Here is an 18,185-nt window from a genome sequence, read left to right on the forward strand (position 1 = left end):
ACCGTGTCACGGCGCGCGTCGGCCACCGCGGCGGCGCTGGCCCTGTGCGCCGGCCTGCTGACCGCGCTGGGCGGTTCACCGGCGAGCGCCGAGGGCGGCGGGCCGGTGATGTCCGACCCGGGATTCGAGTCCGGCACCTTCGACGGCGGGCAGTACTACCACGCCTCCCTCGTCGCTCCGGGCGCCTCGGGGTCGGGCCACGCGGCGCAGGTCGGACTCGCGTACGACGGGGACAGCCGCACCCCGAAGGGCGGCAACCTGCCGGTGCGCGGCACGGGCGTGTCCCGCGGCATGGTGAACAAGCCGATCCGGCACGTCGAACCCAACACGGTCTACGAGTTCACCGCCAAGGTCCGCGCCTCCGGCGGCGCGTCGGTGCGGGTCGGAGTCTTCGACGCCGAGAGCGTCACGTACTACCGCGGCGCCGCGCACTACGTCGACGTCACCGACGCGGCCTGGACCACGGTGAAGCGCACCGTCACGACAGGGCCGCGCACGAAAGAGCTGAACGCGTTCTGCTTCCTGAACGAGCTGGGCAGCGGCTCTGGGCCCGGCTACTGCGACGACTTCACGATCCGCGAGGTCGGCCCGGCGGCCGACCCGGCGCCCGCGCCCGGAGGTGACACTCGCGCCCCGGGAGCGAACGGGTTCCCGGTCACCGTCCCCGCGGTGCAGTCGTTCGCGCGTCGCGAGGGCGGGTCGTGGCGGCCGCAGGCCGACCTCACGGTCTCCGTCCGCCGCGGACAGGCCGCCGCACTGCGCGGTGACGCCGAGCGGGTCGCCGAGGAGTTCGTCGAGGCCAAGCTGGTCCGGACGGCCACGGTGCGCGTGGTGGACGATCACGCGTCCGTACCGCGGGGAATCCTGCTGACCACGGGAGGGGTGGACCTGTCCGCCGCTCCGGCCAAGGCGCGCGCCCTGGAGTCGCAGGCCTACCGCCTGGACATCGACGAGGACGCCGTCGTGGTCACCGGTGGGTCCGGCACGGGTGCGTACTACGGCGCTCAGACCGTCCTGCAGGCCCTGCGGTCGGCCGGGCGGCTGCCCGGCGGCGTGGTGACGGACTGGACGGACCAGGCCTTCCGCGGACTTCAGGTCGACTCCGGGCGGCGCTACTACTCGATCAGCTGGCTGAAGAACCAGATCAAGGATCTGGCCTACTCCAAGATGAACTATCTGCAACTGCGGGTGAAGGACGACCAGGGCCTGCGGGTCGAGAGCGCGGTGGCACCGGAACTGGTCGACCGGCTGCCCGCGGGCGGGTCGTGGACCAAGGCCGAGATCGCCGACCTCGTCGCGTTCGCCCGTCGGTATCACGTCACCATCGTCCCGGAGATCGACGTACCCGGGCACAGCAGTCTCGACCTTCAGGTGTATCCGCAGTACGCGCTGCCGGGGAACACGGGGTACGACTACTCCCGTGCCGATGTGCGGGAGCGTCTGGCGCGGTGGGTCCGGGAGATCGGGGCGACGTTCGACGCGCCGTACGTACATGTCGGCGGTGACGAGTTCTTCGACGCGGACAACCCGCGGCTGCTGTCCTGGGTGCGCGGCTTCGCCGGGCCGGAGGCCACCGGGGAGGACGGCTACAAGGCGCTGTTCAACTACCTGTCGGGCGAACTCGCCAAGGACGATCGTGGTACCTGGATGTGGAACGACATGATCAGCGACCCGGCCGGCGGCGCCGTCCGGCTGAGCCGTGACATCACGATCGACTACTGGGCCGAGATCTACGACGCGCCACCGGCGAACGCCTATCTCGACGCGGGCTTTACCCTGATCGGCTCGTCGTCCGACCTGTACCACGACCTGTGGCCGCCCCTTACGGCCGACAACAAGAACAACACCATCAACCAGCCGTGGCCGACCGACCAGTGGACGGCGTACGGCAGCCCGTACGTGTACTCCGGCGGCTGGGGCGCCCCCTACAGTGTGCCTGCCGAGAGCGACAGCGTCGGGCAGTTCTTCCCCATCTGGGACGACCCGCACGGCTGGGCCCCCGAGTACGTCCTCACCCAGACGCTGCTTCCCCGGCTGCGGGTGCACGCCCAGTCGGTGTGGAACTCTCCCAACCCAGTGCGTGACTTCGCCTCCTTCGACCCCTACCTGCGCAAGCTCGGTCACGCGCCTGGCTTCCGACAGCCGGTCGAATCACTCGAGTTGAACCCACCGCAGCGGTGACCTGTCTCGGGGTTCCCCAGGTCGTGGGGAACCCCGAGCAGGTTTCGAGTTGATATGCCATTGCCCAAGCGATCTGTGTTCGGGCGGTGCGGTGCGGCGGGGCAGGGTCTGTTTCCGGTCGACTGTCGTGAACGCCGAACGCCATGCTTGAGAACGGAACGTCCTCCGGGCCAGGTCAGACGGCCTTTGCGCAGTGAACTACCGTCCCTCGGCGGCGCGTCAGGCCCGCAGGCGTGCCCACATCGCCTGCCTCACCAGAGGCGTTTGCCGCTCGTTCACCGCTCAACGGACACAGCTGTCCGATAGTCGGCCGCACCAGTGGTGCGTACTCTCCGCAATCGGAACACTCCCCTCTGCGCCCACCACGCGCAATTCCGCAGACCTCGGAAACCCCGGGGAAGCCAGAGAGGGACCACCATGCGTCACGCACGAGCAGCCTTTGTCACGGCCGTCGCCGCCTGCCTCCTGACCACGGCACTCACGACCGCGACCGCGCAGAACAGCAGCCGCACCGTGAGCGTGGCCACCCAGGGGCTCTACGCGCCGAGCGATCTCGTCCTCGCCGTCGGCCCGGGCCCCGATGCCGCGAACGCCACGGTGACCCGCTCGGTCACACTCACCTGCGCACCGAGTCCCGCCGGGACCCACCCCGCCGCAGCCGACGCGTGTGCCGAACTGGCCGCTGTCAACGGCATGTTCACGGAGCTGTCGAAGCCTGCACCTCACGCCCTGTGCACCAAGGAATGGGCTCCGGTCACGATCTCCGCGACCGGAGTCTGGGAAGGCCGGCGCATCGACTGGTCGACCACGTACGCCAACGGCTGCACCATGAACGCCGAGCTCGCACGGAGCACGGCTCTGGCCTTCTGACGCCTGGGCGCAGAGGCTCTCGGGGGGCGGCACCCGCAACCCCCGGGAGCCCCCGCGCTGCGGAAAATGGATCGCCAAGACGGAACAGCGCTCCTACCGTGCCGCCATGCAGATCGTCGTGACGCTGGATTGTGTCGACACGGAAGCGCAAGCGAACTTCTGGCTCGCAGCACTGGCCCCGCTGGACTACCGGCGCGGATTCCACGGACCCCCTTATCTGAGCCTGGTCGGACGGGCTCCCGCACCGACCCTCCTCCTGCATCAGGTCCCCGAACCCAAGCAGGGGAAGAACCGCATGCACCTCGACCTGGACTTCGGAACCGCAGACCTGATCTCCGAGGCTCACCGTCTCGAACGACTCGGCGCCGAGCGGCTCTCTGAGGAGATGAGCGAGCACGGCTTTCGCTGGATCGTCCTCGCCGACCCGGAGGGCAACGAGTTCTGCGTCTTCGATCCCCCAAGCTGAACGCGCTGGTCAGGACCGTGGCACCCGTGTGTCACGGCCGTCCGGTCGACGCGCGAGTCGGCAGTCCGGGGCATTCATGAATAGCCGATCGGATGACATGCCCGCCCCAATGCCGACCATAGCGTTGAAGGCATGCAGATCACTCGCATCTCCCGCCGCTCCGCTGTCACCGCATCCGCGATCGCGATCGCCGTGTCCGCCCTGGTGCCCGTCTCGGCCATGGCGGCCGACGCGTCCGCCGCACCGGCCCCCGCTTCCGCGTCCGCGAAGCTGAAGGACGCGACTCCGTCCGACGTGCTCGCCTCGACCCCGTGGAAGACCACCGGCGCCGTCGACCAGGACGGCAACCGTGTCGCCCTCGACGACCCGGCCGTGTCGAACTTCGTGGGCTGGGCCTACTTCGACGCCGACGGCACGTACACCATGTACAACCTCGACGACAGCCCCAAGCTGCACGGCGACTGGACCGTCACCCCCGACGGCTCCGAGCGCTGGATCAACGCGAAGGACGCGAACGGCAAGGTGCTCTTCGAGCGCACCGTCCCGATCACCCAGCTCGACAAGAACGTGTTCACCTACCGCGTCTTCCCGAACGCCGGCGACACCAGCGTGTACTACGACATCGTCCACACCAAGACCAACCACGTCGAGCCCGGCACCGACGGCCGCGGCCCCGGCGCGAACGGCAACCAGGGCGGCAACGGCGAGTACCACTTCAACAACGGCAACGCCCGCTGATCGCGAGCGCCCCCGCCGAGCGGGATCTTCTCCGTGACATCGAAGAAGGCCCGCTCGGCGGGGGCACGCTCGGTTCTGCTGGACCCCGCAGGTCCTCGATCACGTCCCAGGTCGCGTCCTCGATCCCGTGCTTGATTCGGCTGCGGGTCTCGGTCGGGCCGAAGGCCGTGGTGGTGGCCTCAGTACATGGACACCTTGTACTTGGCGAGTGCCTCGGGCACCGGCTGGTAGAACGTGGTCCCGCCGACCGTGCAGTTGCCGCTGCCGCCCGAGGTGATGCCCAACGCCTTGCTGCCGTCGTACAGCGCACCGCCGGAGTCACCGGGTTCGGCACACACGTTGGTCTGGATCATCCCGCGGACCGTGCCGCCTCCGCTGTAGTGCACGGTGGCATCGAGCCCTGTGACCGTGCCGCTCTTGATACCGGTGGTGGAGCCACTGCGCTTGACCGGCTCCCCCACGTAGGCATCGGCCGCGGTGTAGCCGCCCGGATGGGCGAGCGAGGCGTTGTCGTAGCGTACGAGGGCGTAGTCGTTGCCCGGGAAGCTCGAGCCGATGGTGGGCCCGATCAGGGTGGACTGCGCGGAGTTGGTGTACCAGGTGTTGGCCACGTTGCCGCAGTGACCGGCGGTGAGGAAGTAGTAGGTGCTGCCCTGGACGACGTTGAAGCCGAGCGAGCAGCGGTACCCGCCGCCGTAGATGGCGTCGCCGGGGCCGAGCAGCTGGGTGAACCGACCGGGGCCGCGCTCGATGCGGAGAGCTCCCGCGTCCGCACCCGCCGCCTTCCGGATCTTCGAGAGCGAGGCCTCGGACACGGTGCTGTCGGCCGTGACGACGACCTGGCCGCTCGCCCGGTCGACGTACCAGGCGGTGCCGCCCACATCGGCCTTGAGGACGGCCTGGTCGACCTTGGCCAGTTGTGCGGCGCCGTAGGCCTTGGGCGGCGCGGCCTGTGCCTGGGGAAGGGTGAGCGCGGTGGCGGCCAGCAGACCGGTGGCAGCGGCGGCGATCGCGGTGATGCGCTTGAGTCTCACAGAAACTCCTCCTCGCGGTGGGCACGACCACCCATTGGTGGCGTGCTCCTGCCAAGTGCGCAGTTCTGCGGTGAGTATGAGGATGAGTCAGGGGGTGCACAAGAGTGCCGTGCGCTTCCCTCCGGAACGCGGAGAGATTCGCCCCCTGACCACCGTCATCGAACTCCGGCTCACGATCCGCCTACGCGGCACCCGCGACCGGCACCACCCTCCACCATCCGTAGCGGATAGCGGATCAGATCAGTCGCACATGTGGCCCCAACCCATAGCGGGCCGCCAGGTCTTGGTGCTCGCGGTACCGCCCTTCTCCTTCCAGGAGAACCTCGCCTGTACCTGGAAACTGTTCTTCGGCCACCGGCACGGGTTGACCGAGGCCGTTCCTGCCAGGTCCTCGGTGCCGTGCCAGCCGTCGTCGTCCTTGGCGGACTTCACCGTCAGCGTTTCCGTCCCGTTGAAGCGCAGGAGCTTCACGTCGTTGACCTTCACCGTGTAGTTGCCGCCGCCGGCGACGTCGGTGATCTTCGCCCGAGCCCGGTAGGTGTCGGTCTCCCTGTCCCACCACACCGTCGCGCAGCGCTTGACCTGTTTGCCGTAGCACTGCCAGGCGCTTTCCGCGGACGCCATGGACGGGGTGAAGACGATCGAGACGCCCGCCGCCGCGACGGTGAGTGCGCCGGCGGTGCCGATCCGGCCGAGCTGCCTGAGCCTCATGAAGTTCCCTTCCGATGCCCCCGAGGCCGTGGTCCGGCGCCGGGTCTCCAGTGATGGCGACGGGAACGCTAGACCGGAATTCCGGGCGGACGGTGCGACGTGCGGGGCTGTTGCCCCGCCGTGACAAGGTCCGGATTCCGCTGCCGCCACCGTGACCGCCCGCGGACAGTGCTCAGCGCGATGGTCTCGCCGCACCGCATCCGCATATCCGGCCGCCGTCGATGTCGTCTGTCAGTGCCCGCTGACAGGATGCCCGGATGACCTCGACCGTTCACCCCCGCTCCGGCCACGACACGGATCCGCGCGCCCACCTTCTGAAGCTGATCGGCGCCATCGAACCTTGGGACGACCTGGAGCGCGACCACCGAGAGACTGCCACCAGGTGGATCGTCGGCGGCGCCCCGATCTACCGGGTGCGCAAGCCGGATGTCCCCGAGATGCACCTGGTGTGCTATTTCGTCGTCCTCGACCAGACGAGAGGGCAACTGCTGCTGGTCGCGCACCGCAAGGCGGGCCTGTGGCTTCCGGCCGGCGGTCACGTCGAGCCGGGCGAGGACCCGTGGGCCACCGTGGTGCGTGAGTGCCGTGAGGAGCTGGACATCGAGGCCGAGGCCTCGCCGGTCACCGGTAGGGCGCCCTTCTTCCTCAGCGTCACCGAGACCCGCGGGCAGGGCACGCATACGGACGTCTCGCTCTGGTACCTCCTCGACGCAGACGCCGACAGCATCACCTCATACGACCAGGCCGAGTTCAGCGCGATCCGGTGGCTGACCGAGGAGCAGGTGCTCGGTGAGCCGGTCGAGTTGCTCGACCCTCACATGCACCGCTTCGTCCACAAGTTGCAGCACGCCAGAGCCGGAAGCCAGGGCGGATAGATCTGGTTCATCGCGAGGGTTCAACGCCCCAGGCCGCGGCTCGGGCAGCGGCGGCCGCGCGGTTGGGGAGGTCGAGCTTGGCGAGGATGTGCTCGATGTGGGTGCCCACGGTCCGCGGCGTGATGTGGAGCCGCTCGGCGATCTCCCGGTTCGTACGGCCGGTGGTCAGCTCGCCGAGCACCTGCAGTTCCCGTGGCGAGAGTCCGCCGGGCCGCCGCCCGCCCGCGGTGGGGGCCGCTTCGGACGGACGGCCCGTGCCGGGGTCGACGGCCGCGGCGAGGGCCTCCGTGAGCAGGGTGACCACGGCACGCGCCGGATCGGGCGCCCGCCGCGGACTGCGGGTGCTGACGTTCAGCATGCCGACATACCGCCCGTCGGCGGAGAACAGGCACTGGGCCACACCGTCCTCGATACCGAGCGGGGACAGCACCTCCTGGAAGCCCGGGGACGCCGCCAGGAGGTTCCGGGGAACGTCCCTGAGCCAGAGGCCGCCCCGGGCCGGGCCGCGGAGCACGGCGAACACGGGGTCGTGGTGGAGGCGGCTCTCGATGTAGGCGGTGGCGTCGTCCGGGTAGCTCCCGGCGAGCGTGGTGTGGCGCTTGCGCAGCGGATCCCATCGGGACAGGGAAGCGTGGTCGTAGGCCATCACCTCGGCCAGCGCCGTCAGGACGGTGCCGACGCCGGTCGCCCCGCTCGCGGCGTTCCTGGCGGCGGCGCGGACGTGGACGGCCGCGTCCAGGATGTCCGCCGTGCTCCGCTCCGCTGCCATCCCCCAAGGATGATCAAACGTCCGGGACAGGTCAATTTCGCAGGGTGTCGTGCACGACCTGACCGCCGACGACGGTGAGGACGACGGGCATCTTCGGGATGTCGTGGGGGTCGGCGGCGAGCAGATCCCCGTCGAGAACGCAGAGGTCGGCTGCCTTGCCCGGCTCCAGGGAGCCCTTCCAGTCGTCGGCGAAGTCCTGCCAGGCCGCGTCGATCGTGTACGTACGGAGCGCCTCGGCCAGGCCGATGCGCTGCTCGGGGCCGCTGATCCGGCCGGTGGCCTTCGACTCGCGCAGCACCATCGTGGCCACTCCCTGGCGCCAGTCCGGGTGGGTGACGGGGGCGTCGGAGCCGCTCACGACCCGCACCCCGGCGTCGATGGCGTCGCGGTAGGGCCAGGCGTAGGCGGCCCGTTCGGTGCCGACGAGTTCCGCCTCCATGTCGGCGACGGTCCACTTGATGGTGGGGTTCATGTTGACGCCGAAGCCGTGCGCGGCGAGGACCTTCATGCTGTGCGCGGTGAGGAAGTCGCCGTGGATGACGTAGTGCCGCGCGTCGGCCCTCGGGTGTCCGGCCGCGGCGGCGGCGAAGGCGTTCGCGACGGTGTCGCAGGCCCGGTCACCGGTGACATGGACGCCCACCTGGTGCCCGGCGGCGTGGGCGTGCCGGATGATGGCGTCGATCTCGGCGGTCCGCTCGGCGTCGTTCGCGCCGCCCACACACAGCGCGCCGCAGCCGCCGTCCACGTACGGCTCGTGCATCCACGACGTCTTGTTGGGGACGATGCCGTCGGCGAAGATCTTGACGCCGTGGATCGCGAGGCGGCGCGGGTCGGTTTCGCCGCGGTCGCCGAGCGCTGCGAGGGAACGAACGAACTCCTCGGCGCTGCTCGCCATTCCGGTGGGCAGGAGCAGGACGCCGAGGCGGGCGGTCAGTTCACCGGCGGCCAGCAGGTCACGGTAGACTGCCAGGGTCTCCGTGCCGAGAGCTCCGCGCATGATGCCGTCGCCGCCGGGGCCGAGGCCGGGTTCGGTGTAGCTGGTGATGCCGAGCCGGGCGAGTGTGGCGAGGTTCGACCTGATCGCGTCGGCCCGCTCCTGGCGGCTCAGCGGTGGCAGCGCGTTCTGGATGAGGGCCTGGGCTCCTTCGTGGAGCAGCCCGGTCGGTTCCCCGGCCGCGTCGGTGACGATGGAGCCGCCGGGCGGCGCGACGGTGTCCCGGTCGATCCCTATGAGTTCGAGCGCCTTGGAGTTGACCCAGGTGGCGTGCCCGGAGAAGGAGTACAGGACGACGGGGTGGCCCGGGCTCACGGTGTCCAGGTCGCTCCGCGAGGGCTGACGCGCGGGATCGGCGAGGCATTCGTCGAGGTAGCCGGTGTCCCAGCCGTGCCCCGTGATCCACGTCCCCTCCGGAAACCGGCCGACGGCCTCCCGGACCGCCTCGGAGACGTCCGCGAGGGACGACACGGCGGGGTGGCTGAGGTCGAGGGAGAGCGGCGGCGTCGACATGCCGAGGGCACACCCGTGCAGATGGGAGTCGTTGATTCCGGGAAGCAGTGTGGCTCCCCGGAGGTCGACGACGCGCGTGCCGGGTCCGACGAGCGGTTCGACGTCGCCGGGCCCTCCGACAGCACTGATGATCCCGTCGGTCACCGCGAGCGCCGACGCGACGGAGAACTCCGCGTCGACCGTGACCACCCTCCCGCCGAGAAACACCAGGTCCGCATACGTGTCCACAGAAGGTCCTTTCACCGACCGGGCGCACCACGGCGACCCGGGAACGATCTCCCGAGGACTATGGCCGCGCCCGCGCACCTCGCACATCGGTCATCCCACCGATGCGATGCGACGTGGGACAGCCCCTGCATCCAGCCTGGGGCCGACGGCCACGAAAGGGCGGTCCGAGGCCACTTCGGCGGTTGAACGACGGGGACCGGGCCGTCAGTTCACGTCGCGGGCGGAAGGCAGGGGGGTTGCGGCCGCCGGCTCCGCCGGTGGCGGGGCCGTGCTGTTCCTGACGACGAGGCTGGTCGCGAGCTCCAGGCGGGTCACCGCGGGCTCGCCTGCGCGCAGGCGCAGCAGCATCTGCGCGGCTTCTTCTCCCATCTGACGCAGCGGCTGGTGGACGGTGGTGAGGGCGGGGCTGGACCAGCGGGCGATCATGACGTCGTCGTACCCGACCACGGACAGGTCCTCGGGGACGCGTAGTCCGCAGACGCGGGCGGCTTCCAGGACACCGAGCGCCTGGAGGTCGCTTCCGGCGAAGATCGCCGTGGGCCGGTCCGGCAGGCGCAGCAGTTCCAGGGCGCGTGCGTAGCCGCCCTCGACGTGGAAGTCACCGAAGCGGGTCAGGGCCGGATCGACGGGGATCCCGGCCATGCCGAGGGTCGAGCGGTAGCCGTCGAGGCGGGCGAGGGAGCACAGGACGTCCTCCGGGCCGGTGATGATGCCGATGCGGCGGTGTCCGAGGTCGGCGAGGTGGCGGGTGGCGGCGACACCGCCGGACCAGTTGGCCGAGCCCACGGAGGGCACGTCGGGTTCGGGGTCGCCTGCCGGGTCGACGATCACGAACGGGATGGAGCGGGCTCCCAGTTGCTGCTTGACCTCGTCGGGGAGCGAGGAGAAGACGAGCACGACGCCGATCGGGCGGCGCTGCAGCACGCCCTCGATCCAGTCGGCCGCCGGTGCGTGCCGGGTGCCGCTCTCCGTGAGGACCACGCTGGCCTGGTGGGCCTTGGCTACGTTCTCGACGCCCCGGATCAGCTCCATGGACCAGACGCTGTCGAGTTCGTGAAAGACGAGCTCGATCAGGGGCGCTTCGCCGGCGGCGCGGGTCGTTCTGCGATACGAGTGCGCCTCCAGCAGCGACTCCACCTTGCTCCGGGTCCGGGGCGAGACGTCCTGTCGCCCGTTGAGAACTTTCGAAACTGTCGAAAGTGAGACTCCCGCCTTCTCGGCCACCTCGGCCAGGGTGATCCGCCTGTTCTCCTCGGCATCGCGCATTTGAGCAGCATAGAACACACCCTCGGCGGGGCTTGAAGTCACGTTTCCGTAACGCGACTACAGAGGGTTGACCTGTCCGGCACCCCGCCCTAGCGTCCCGCCCATGAAGTTTCGGAAACAGGACCGAAACTGTTTCGAAAGTGAGGCGTGATGAAGCGACACGCGCAGCTCCTGAGAACCGCTGTCGTCGGTGGAGCGTCGCTGGCGATGACCCTGTCCCTCGCCGCCTGCGCCGGCTCCGGCGGCTCCGCCGGCGGCGACTCGGACACGATCCACGTCCTGGTCTACGGCGACGCGACGAACAAGGTGGAGAAGCGGCTCGTCGACACCTTCAACAAGACCTCGAAGGTCAAGGCGGTCCTCGACACCGTCCCGGGCGCCGACTACCAGTCCAAGCTGCAGACGATCATCAGCGGCAAACAGGCTCCCGACGTGTTCTTCAACTGGGGCGGCGGCAGCATCAAGCCGTACGTCGACGCCGGGATGCTGACACCGCTCGACGACTTCATCGCGAAGAACCCCAAGCTCGAGTCCGAGTTCCTTCCGTCGGTCTTCAACACCGCGGTCGTCGACGGCAAGCCCTACGGCGTCCCCATGCGGGGAACCCAGCCCGTCCTGCTCTTCAGCAACCAGAAGGTGCTCAAGGACGCGGGCGTCACCGCACCGCGCACCTGGGAGGAGCTCCTGGCCGCGGTCAAGACCCTGAAGGCCAAGGGGGTCACCCCGATCGCCCTGGGCGGCGGCGACAAGTGGCCCACCCAGATGTGGTTCCAGTACGTCTACGACCGGGTCGCCGGCCCCGAGCTCTTCAAGAAGGCCGCCAAGGGCGACAAGGACGTCTGGGCGAGCGCCGACAGCAAGAAGGCACTCGGCATGCTCAGGGAACTGATCGACGCCGGGGCCTTCGGCACCAACTACGACTCGGTCAAGTTCACCGACGGCGGCTCGCCCGCCCTGCTCGCCACCGGCAAGGCCGGATTCGAGCTCATGGGCTCCTGGGAGTACTCGACCCTCCAGGACGCCTACCCCGACTTCGTGAAGAGCGACCTCGGATACAGCGCCTTCCCGACCGTGGAGGGCGGCAAGGGCGACCCCGGCAACATCGCCGGCAACCCCAACAACTTCTACTCCGTCCTCAAGAGCACCAAGCACCCCGAGGCCGTCGCCGAGTTCCTGAAGCTCATGTACTCCGACGCGTTCGTCAAGGACCAGCTCTCCGTCGGGAACCTGCCGACCACCACCAACACCGCGAAGTTCCTCGACCAGTCCGCGTCCCCGGAGTACTCGAAGTACCAGTACGACCTCGTGAAGAAGGCTCCCGCCTTCCAGCTCTCCTGGGACCAGGCCTTCCCGCCGGCCGCCACCACCACGCTCTACCAGGCGGTCCAGCAGTTCTTCAACGGACAGATGGACACCGACGCCTTCATCGCCGCCATGCAGCGCCTCCCCGCGGCCTGACCTCCGGAGCGCCTGACATGACCACCTTCACAGCGTCCGCCGTGGACAGCGGCAAAGAGACCCGGGGTCAGAGGCGGACCGGCCGCCCGGTCACCGGGGTGGGCCGCCCGGGCTTCGCGTGGGCGGCGCCCGCCGCCGTCTTCTTCGGCCTGTTCGCCCTCGTACCGCTCCTCCTGGTCGTCGTGCTCTCCTTCACCCGCTGGAACGGCCTCGGCTCGCCCGAGTTCGCCAGCCTGAAGAACTGGACCAAGCTCTTCGACGACCCCGTCATGGTCAAGAGCCTGTGGCTCAGCCTCCTCCTCACCGTCCTCGGCGTCGCCGTCCAGACCCCCATCAGCATCCTGCTCGGCGTCTGGGCCGCCGGCCGCCAGCGCAACCGGGCCGTCCTCTCGGCGATCTACTTCGTCCCGCTCCTGCTCTCCGTCACCGCCGTCGCCGTCCTGTGGCGGGCCGTCCTCGACCCGAACTTCGGCGTCCCGTCCCAGGCGAAGTGGCTGTTCGGCGACGGCAATCTCTTCGGCGCGCAGACCAGCGCCCTCGGCGTCCTCGTCTTCGTGAGCACCTGGCAGTTCACCCCCCTGCACACGCTGCTCTACCAGGGAGCCGCCCGGGCCGTCCCCCAGGTGCTCTACCAGGCCGCCCAGATCGACGGCGCCGGCCGGGTGCGGCAGTTCTTCCACATCACCCTGCCGCAACTGCGCAACACCATCGTGACCTCGACGATCCTCATGGTCGTCGGCGGCCTGACCACCTTCGACACCGTCCTGATCCTCACCCAGGGCGGCCCCGGAACCGACACCACGAACAGCGCCTACTACATGTACCAAAAGGCCTTCAAGAGCTTCGACTTCGGCATGGCCTCTGCCATCGCCCTGCTGCTCGTCCTGGTCGCCAGCCTCGTCTCCCTGGTCATGGTCCGCCTCAGCGGCTACGACAAGATGCGCAGCACCATGGAGGGCGTGTGACCAGGAAACGCCCCAACTACCTCGCGGGCCTCGGATCGCTCGTGTGGCTGTTCGTCGTCGGCCTGCCGCTGTACGTCATGCTGATCGCCACCTTCCAGACCCGGGCGGACTACGCGGCGAACGGCCCTCTCGGATTCCCGACGGACTTCACACTGGACAACTACCTCGACGACCTCAACGACGGCTTCACCCACTACTTCCTCAACACGGTCTTCGTCACCGTGTGCGTGGTGGGCATCGTCCTGCTCCTCGTCCCGCCGCTGGCGTACGCGATCGTCCGCAGCGACGGCAGAGCCACCGGGCGGGTCTTCCGGCTCTTCCTGCTCGGCCTCGCCATCCCGTCCCAGGCCGTGATCGTGCCGATGTTCTACCTCATCGACGAAGCCGGCCTCTACGACAACCTCATCGGCGTCATCCTCCCGACAGCTGCCTTCGCCATGCCCGTCTGCGCCCTGATCCTCACCGGCGTCATGCGCGACATCACCTCCGAGCTGTACGAGGCGATGACCGTCGACGGCGCCTCTTCCTGGCGGATCTTCCTCCAGCTGGTGCTGCCGCTGTCCAAGGGCGGGCTGTCGACCGTCGTCGTCTTCTCCGCCCTCCAGGCCTGGAACGGCTTCCTGTTCCCCCTCGTGCTCACCCAGTCCTCGCAGAACAAGGTCATCACCATGGGCCTGTACGACTTCCAGACCGAGCACGGCGTCGACATCCCCGGCCTGCTCGCCGCCGTCGTCCTGTCCATGCTCCCCATCCTGTTCGTCTATCTGTTCGCCCGTCGCGCCCTGGTCCAGGGCCTGATGGGAGTCGGAGGAAAGTGACCGCCCACATGGCCACGCCGCCTCGCACCGCACTCGCTCCCTGGCGGGACCCCTCGCTGGACCCCGAGACCCGCGTCGACGCGCTGATCCGCGAGATGACGCTCAAGGAGAAGATCGCCCAGCTCTTCGGAGTCTGGGTCGGCGCCTCCGACGAAGGCGCCGAGGTCGCGCCCCACCAGCACGACATGGAGGAACCAGTCGACCTCGACGAGCTGATCCCCGACGGGCTCGGCCAGCTGACCCGCCCCTTCGGCACGGTCCCCGTCGACCCCGCCCTCGGCGCCGTTTCCCTGATGCGGACGCAAGCGAGGATCGTCGCGGGCAACCGCTTCGGCATCCCCGCCGTCGCCCACGAGGAGTGCCTCGCCGGCTTCGCCGCCTGGGGTGCCACCGCCTACCCCGTCCCGCTGTCCTGGGGCGCGACCTTCGACCCGGACCTCGTACGGGAGATGGCGGAAGCCATCGGACGCGACCTGCGCTCGGTCGGCGTGCACCAAGGCCTGGCGCCCGTCCTCGACGTCGTGCGCGACGCCCGCTGGGGACGCGTCGAGGAGACCATCGGCGAGGACCCGTACCTCGTCGGCACGATCGCCACCGCCTACGTCCAGGGCCTGGAGTCCGCGGGCATCGTCGCCACCCTCAAGCACTTCGCCGGCTACTCGGCCTCCCGTGCGGGACGCAACCTCGCCCCCGTGGGCATGGGCCGACGCGAGCTCGCCGACGTGATCCTGCCCCCGTTCGAGATGGCGCTGCGCGAGAGCGGTGTCCGGTCGGTCATGCACGCCTACACCGACACCGACGGCATTCCCTCCGCCGCCGACGACGCGCTCCTCACCGGACTGCTCCGCGACACCTGGGGCTTCACCGGCACAGTCGTCGCCGACTACTTCGGCATCGCCTTCCTCAAGACCCTGCACGGCGTCGCCGGGACGTTCGCCGAGGCCGCCGGAGCCGCCCTCGCCGCCGGAGTCGATGTCGAACTGCCCACCGTCAAAACCTTCGGAGCCCCTCTCCTCGAAGCCGTCGAACGCGGCCAGATCCCCGAGAAACTCGTCGACCGCGCCGTGCGCCGCGTCCTCCTCCAGAAGGTCCGCCTCGGACTCCTCGACCCCGACTGGAGCCCCGTCCCCCCGGTCCTCGAGAACGCGGACACCACCACCGACCCCGAGCTCCTGCGCGGCACCATCGACCTCGATCCCGCCTCCAACCGCGACCTCGCACGCCGGATCGCCGAACGGGCCGTCGTCCTCCTCCGCAACGACGGCACCCTCCCGCTCGACCCCGACCAGCCACTGCGCATCGCACTGATCGGCCCCACCGCCCAGGCCGAAACCGCCGTCCTCGGCTGCTACTCCTTCCCCGTCCACGTCGGCGCACAGCACCCGGACACGCCCCTCGGCATCGACCTGCCCACCCTCCACGCAGCGCTCAGGTCGGAGTTCCCCGCCGCCGACATCGTCGTCGCGCACGGCACGGGCATCGACGACGGAGCGACCGACGGCATCCCCGCCGCCGTCTCTCTCGCCCGCGACGCCGACCTCGTCATCGCGGCGCTGGGTGACCGCGCCGGCCTTTTCGGCCGTGGCACCAGCGGCGAAGGCTGCGACGCCGCATCCCTCAGCCTCCCCGGCGCCCAGCAGCAACTCCTCGACGCCCTCCTCGACACCGGCACCCCGGTGATCGGCGCGCTGCTGGCCGGACGCCCCTACGCACTGGGCCGCGGCGCCCACGAGGCAGCCGCCATCGTCCAGTCCTTCTTCCCCGGCGAATCCGGAACCGCCGCCATCGCCTCCGTCCTCAGCGGCCGCACCAACCCCAGCGGCCGGCTCCCCCTCAGCGTTCCCGGACACCCCGGCGCCCAGCCGGCCACCTACCTCGCCGCCCGCCTCGGCCATGCCAGCGAGGTCTCCACCATCGACCCCGCCCCCGCGTTCGGCTTCGGCCACGGCCTCACCTACACCTCCTTCGCCTGGTCCGACCTCACCGTCGAGGCGGCCGATTCCCCGACGGACGGCGCGTTCCACCTCACCTTCACCGTCGAGAACACCGGCGACCGCAGCGGCACCGAAGTCGTCCAGCTCTACCTCCACGACCCGGTGGCCTCCGTCGTCCAGCCCGTGCAACGGCTCATCGGCTACGTGCGACTCGACCTCGCCGCAGGCGAGAAGAGGCTCGTCGCGGTGGACGTCCCCGCCGATCTCGCGGCCTTCACCGGGCGCGACGGCAGGCGCGCGGTCGAACCGGGGGAACTGGAACTCCGCCTGGCCGCCTCCAGCACCGCCCCCAGGCTCACCACCCGCGTCACCCTCACCGGCCCCGTGCGCCACGTCGACCACCACCGACACCTGCACGCCCGATTCCGGACCACCCCTCACACCTCCCAATGACCCCATCGGCCAGGGCTCGTCGCTATGCTCCTGACCCCACTCCCCCCGGCCGTCGGCCGGACCCGACGCACCAGGATCAAGGAGCACAGCGCGTGATTCCCGCTGAACTGAGCCAGGGCCGGTACATCAGCCTGACCACCTTCCGAAAGGACGGGACTCCGGTCGCCACACCCGTTTGGTTCGCGGCCGAGGACGACGAGTTGTACGTGTGGACGCGGATCGACTCCTGGAAAGTGAAACGGCTCCGCCGCGACCCGCACGTGGTCGTCGCCACGTGTGACATGCGCGGGCGGATCCCGGCCGGCGCGCAGCGCCTGGACGGCACGGGCCGATTCCTCGACGCGGACGGTCTCAAGGCCGTGCGAAAGCGACTCGCCCGCAAGTACACCTGGCAGTGGTGGCTGACCGACTGGCCCGCGACGATCGCGCGGCGAGGGAAGCGACCCCACATCGCCATCGCCGTGAAGCTCTGAGCCCAGAGCCTTCCGCGGGGCGGGGATCGTGGCCGATACGGCCCGCACCCCGGATTCGGCCACCCCAGAGGGATGCCAGCCAGGGCGCGGTGTCGTCGACCTCCGCCGTCACCCCGCGCAACGCGCACCCGGCTCATACCTGCGCGGCTGTCCGTGGGTCCCTCTGCGTCATCTCCCGAGCCGCCGTGCGGGCCGCGTCCGCGAAGGCGGTCAGTGCGCCCGTGGTGTTCCCGGCGCGCCAGACCAGGCCGTAGCCGACCGGCTCCGCGTCGGCGACGGGGACGTACGCGACGCCGGGCCGCGCGAAGTAGGTCGCCGTGTGCGCGGCGGTGAGAAGGGCGCCCCGGCCTTCGACTGGACCTACCTCGCGATGCTTCCGGGCCTGCTGCTGCTCGGAATCGCCTTCGCCCTCACGTACGGTCCGCTGACCATCGTCGCGACAGAGGGAGTCAAGGAGGAGGAACAGGGTCTTGCCGGCGGCCTCCTCTACACCGCGTTCCAGTTCGGCGCGGCACTCGGTCTCTTCGGGGCGGCCGCGGTCGGCGTCGCGGCCACGGCGTCGGATTCGGCCGCCGCACGCCTCGACGGATACCAGGCCGCACTGTGGGTACCGCTCGGCGCGGCCCTGGGCGCGCTGCTGGTCAGCGCCTTCGGAGTGCGCTCCGGCAAGGGCCCTGTGACCGCGGAGCACGAGCCGTCGCCCGAACTGACCACCGTCAAGTAGCCCGCCCCGGCCGCGGCCCCAGGGAAAGAGCCCGCCGCGCCTGCCACCAAGGGTGGCCGCGGTCTCGGTGAGCGGCACGCGGTGGTCGACGTCGAGCTTGCCGGGGCTGTGCGGGTGGCTGATCAGTCAGTACCGGTCGAGGATCAGGTCGGTCTTGAGGATGTCGCCCTTGTAGAGCCAGCCGTTCTGTTCGGCGACGGAGAGCGCGTCCTTGTGCAGGGCGGCCGCGTCCGTGAAGTCGTCGGTCTTGAAGGAGAGTTCGATGACGTACTCCGTGCCCGAACCGGAGGCGCCGACGACCGGCAGCACCTCGATGCTCGCGTCGTCCGACGGGCCCCAGGCGCCGGCGTAGACGTCGGACGTGACGGGACCGTGGGCACGCGACGACCCGAGCACGCCTGTGCCCCACCCCGTGCTCCCCCAGTTCGCCAGCCTCCCTGGGATGTCGGCCGCCAGCCAGTTGCGGCCGGTGTCGCTGCTCGGCAAGGACGTGCCGGAGTAGCCGCTCGCGCTGTGCGTCTTGTCATTGCTGAAGCTCAGGGTCTGCTTCGCGTAGCCCCAGTCGACCTCGGCCTTGTAGTTCGTGTCGCCGCTGTCGAACCCGGCCTGGTTGGCCTGGGTGAGTGCGGCGTCGATGTCACCGCCGGACACCGTGAAGCGCTTCTTGTACGTCTCCTCGAACGACGACGCCCCGTCCTTGTGACGCAGTCGCACG

General features: G+C 69.8%; 16 protein-coding genes and 1 pseudogene. 11 read left to right on the forward strand and 6 right to left on the reverse strand.

Features of this window, described 5'->3' with window-relative positions; translation table 11 throughout:
* Nucleotides 1-3: 3 nt before the first annotated feature.
* The 4 genes from IAG42_RS00505 to IAG42_RS00520 all read left to right on the forward strand — a co-directional run bounded on the left by IAG42_RS00505 (nucleotide 4) and on the right by IAG42_RS00520 (nucleotide 4,255).
* The gene (locus tag IAG42_RS00505; RefSeq protein WP_188334991.1) at nucleotides 4-2,181 is read left to right on the forward strand and encodes a family 20 glycosylhydrolase; all 2,178 of its coding nucleotides are present in this window, start codon (nucleotides 4-6) and stop codon (nucleotides 2,179-2,181) included.
* 417 nt (nucleotides 2,182-2,598) lie between these two features.
* A complete protein-coding gene (locus tag IAG42_RS00510; protein ID WP_188334992.1) occupies nucleotides 2,599-3,051 on the forward strand; it encodes an SSI family serine proteinase inhibitor in 453 nt (150 codons plus the stop codon).
* A 106-nt stretch (nucleotides 3,052-3,157) separates the two neighbouring features.
* On the forward strand, nucleotides 3,158-3,517 hold the full coding sequence (locus IAG42_RS00515) for a VOC family protein (protein WP_188334993.1): 360 nt from the start codon (nucleotides 3,158-3,160) through the stop codon (nucleotides 3,515-3,517).
* A 132-nt stretch (nucleotides 3,518-3,649) separates the two neighbouring features.
* Complete coding sequence (locus tag IAG42_RS00520) at nucleotides 3,650-4,255, forward strand: DUF4822 domain-containing protein (protein ID WP_223205787.1); 606 nt, start codon at nucleotides 3,650-3,652, stop codon at nucleotides 4,253-4,255.
* Nucleotides 4,256-4,434: 179 nt separating this feature from the next.
* On the opposite strand, the gene IAG42_RS00525 is transcribed toward IAG42_RS00520, so the two are convergent.
* Both IAG42_RS00525 and IAG42_RS00530 read right to left on the reverse strand, forming a co-directional pair.
* Nucleotides 4,435-5,289 (reverse strand): S1 family peptidase, encoded by an 855-nt coding sequence (locus IAG42_RS00525; RefSeq protein WP_188334994.1) that lies wholly within the window; start codon nucleotides 5,287-5,289, stop codon nucleotides 4,435-4,437.
* Nucleotides 5,290-5,529: 240 nt separating this feature from the next.
* The gene (locus IAG42_RS00530; protein WP_188334995.1) at nucleotides 5,530-6,000 is read right to left on the reverse strand and encodes a hypothetical protein; all 471 of its coding nucleotides are present in this window, start codon (nucleotides 5,998-6,000) and stop codon (nucleotides 5,530-5,532) included.
* Nucleotides 6,001-6,257: 257 nt separating this feature from the next.
* Between IAG42_RS00530 and IAG42_RS00535 the strand changes: the two genes are divergently transcribed.
* Complete coding sequence (locus IAG42_RS00535) at nucleotides 6,258-6,875, forward strand: NUDIX hydrolase (RefSeq protein WP_188334996.1); 618 nt, start codon at nucleotides 6,258-6,260, stop codon at nucleotides 6,873-6,875.
* 7 nt (nucleotides 6,876-6,882) lie between these two features.
* On the opposite strand, the gene IAG42_RS00540 is transcribed toward IAG42_RS00535, so the two are convergent.
* From IAG42_RS00540 to IAG42_RS00550, 3 genes are all read right to left on the reverse strand, one after another.
* Nucleotides 6,883-7,644, reverse strand: a complete 762-nt coding sequence (locus IAG42_RS00540; protein ID WP_188334997.1) for a helix-turn-helix transcriptional regulator — start codon at nucleotides 7,642-7,644, stop codon at nucleotides 6,883-6,885.
* A gap of 31 nt (nucleotides 7,645-7,675) precedes the next feature.
* Nucleotides 7,676-9,379, reverse strand: a complete 1,704-nt coding sequence (locus IAG42_RS00545; protein WP_223205788.1) for an amidohydrolase — start codon at nucleotides 9,377-9,379, stop codon at nucleotides 7,676-7,678.
* A gap of 204 nt (nucleotides 9,380-9,583) precedes the next feature.
* Entirely contained in the window at nucleotides 9,584-10,645 is a 1,062-nt protein-coding gene (locus tag IAG42_RS00550) for a LacI family DNA-binding transcriptional regulator (protein ID WP_188334999.1), read from the reverse strand.
* Nucleotides 10,646-10,795: 150 nt separating this feature from the next.
* On the opposite strand from IAG42_RS00550, the gene IAG42_RS00555 reads away from it, so the two are divergent.
* From IAG42_RS00555 to IAG42_RS00580, 6 genes and pseudogenes are all read left to right on the forward strand, one after another.
* Complete coding sequence (locus IAG42_RS00555) at nucleotides 10,796-12,103, forward strand: ABC transporter substrate-binding protein (protein ID WP_188335000.1); 1,308 nt, start codon at nucleotides 10,796-10,798, stop codon at nucleotides 12,101-12,103.
* A gap of 17 nt (nucleotides 12,104-12,120) precedes the next feature.
* Nucleotides 12,121-13,068, forward strand: coding sequence for a carbohydrate ABC transporter permease (locus IAG42_RS00560; protein WP_188335001.1), 948 nt, complete (start codon nucleotides 12,121-12,123; stop codon nucleotides 13,066-13,068).
* Nucleotides 13,065-13,886, forward strand: coding sequence for a carbohydrate ABC transporter permease (locus tag IAG42_RS00565; protein WP_188335002.1), 822 nt, complete (start codon nucleotides 13,065-13,067; stop codon nucleotides 13,884-13,886). The genes IAG42_RS00560 and IAG42_RS00565 overlap by 4 nt, the downstream gene beginning before the upstream one ends.
* A gap of 8 nt (nucleotides 13,887-13,894) precedes the next feature.
* Complete coding sequence (locus IAG42_RS00570; RefSeq protein ID WP_188335003.1) at nucleotides 13,895-16,273, forward strand: beta-xylosidase/alpha-l-arabinosidase; 2,379 nt, start codon at nucleotides 13,895-13,897, stop codon at nucleotides 16,271-16,273.
* A gap of 92 nt (nucleotides 16,274-16,365) precedes the next feature.
* Complete coding sequence (locus tag IAG42_RS00575) at nucleotides 16,366-16,746, forward strand: PPOX class F420-dependent oxidoreductase (protein ID WP_188335004.1); 381 nt, start codon at nucleotides 16,366-16,368, stop codon at nucleotides 16,744-16,746.
* Nucleotides 16,747-17,098: 352 nt separating this feature from the next.
* Nucleotides 17,099-17,470, forward strand: a pseudogene (locus tag IAG42_RS00580) (MFS transporter); the annotation flags it as partial.
* Between the two features lie 126 nt (nucleotides 17,471-17,596).
* Here the strand turns inward: IAG42_RS00580 and IAG42_RS00585 are convergent.
* Complete coding sequence (locus tag IAG42_RS00585; protein WP_223205789.1) at nucleotides 17,597-18,184, reverse strand: hypothetical protein; 588 nt, start codon at nucleotides 18,182-18,184, stop codon at nucleotides 17,597-17,599.
* Nucleotide 18,185 lies beyond the last annotated feature (1 nt).

The sequence above is a fragment of the Streptomyces xanthii genome, from assembly GCF_014621695.1.
Lineage (GTDB): Bacteria > Actinomycetota > Actinomycetes > Streptomycetales > Streptomycetaceae > Streptomyces > Streptomyces xanthii.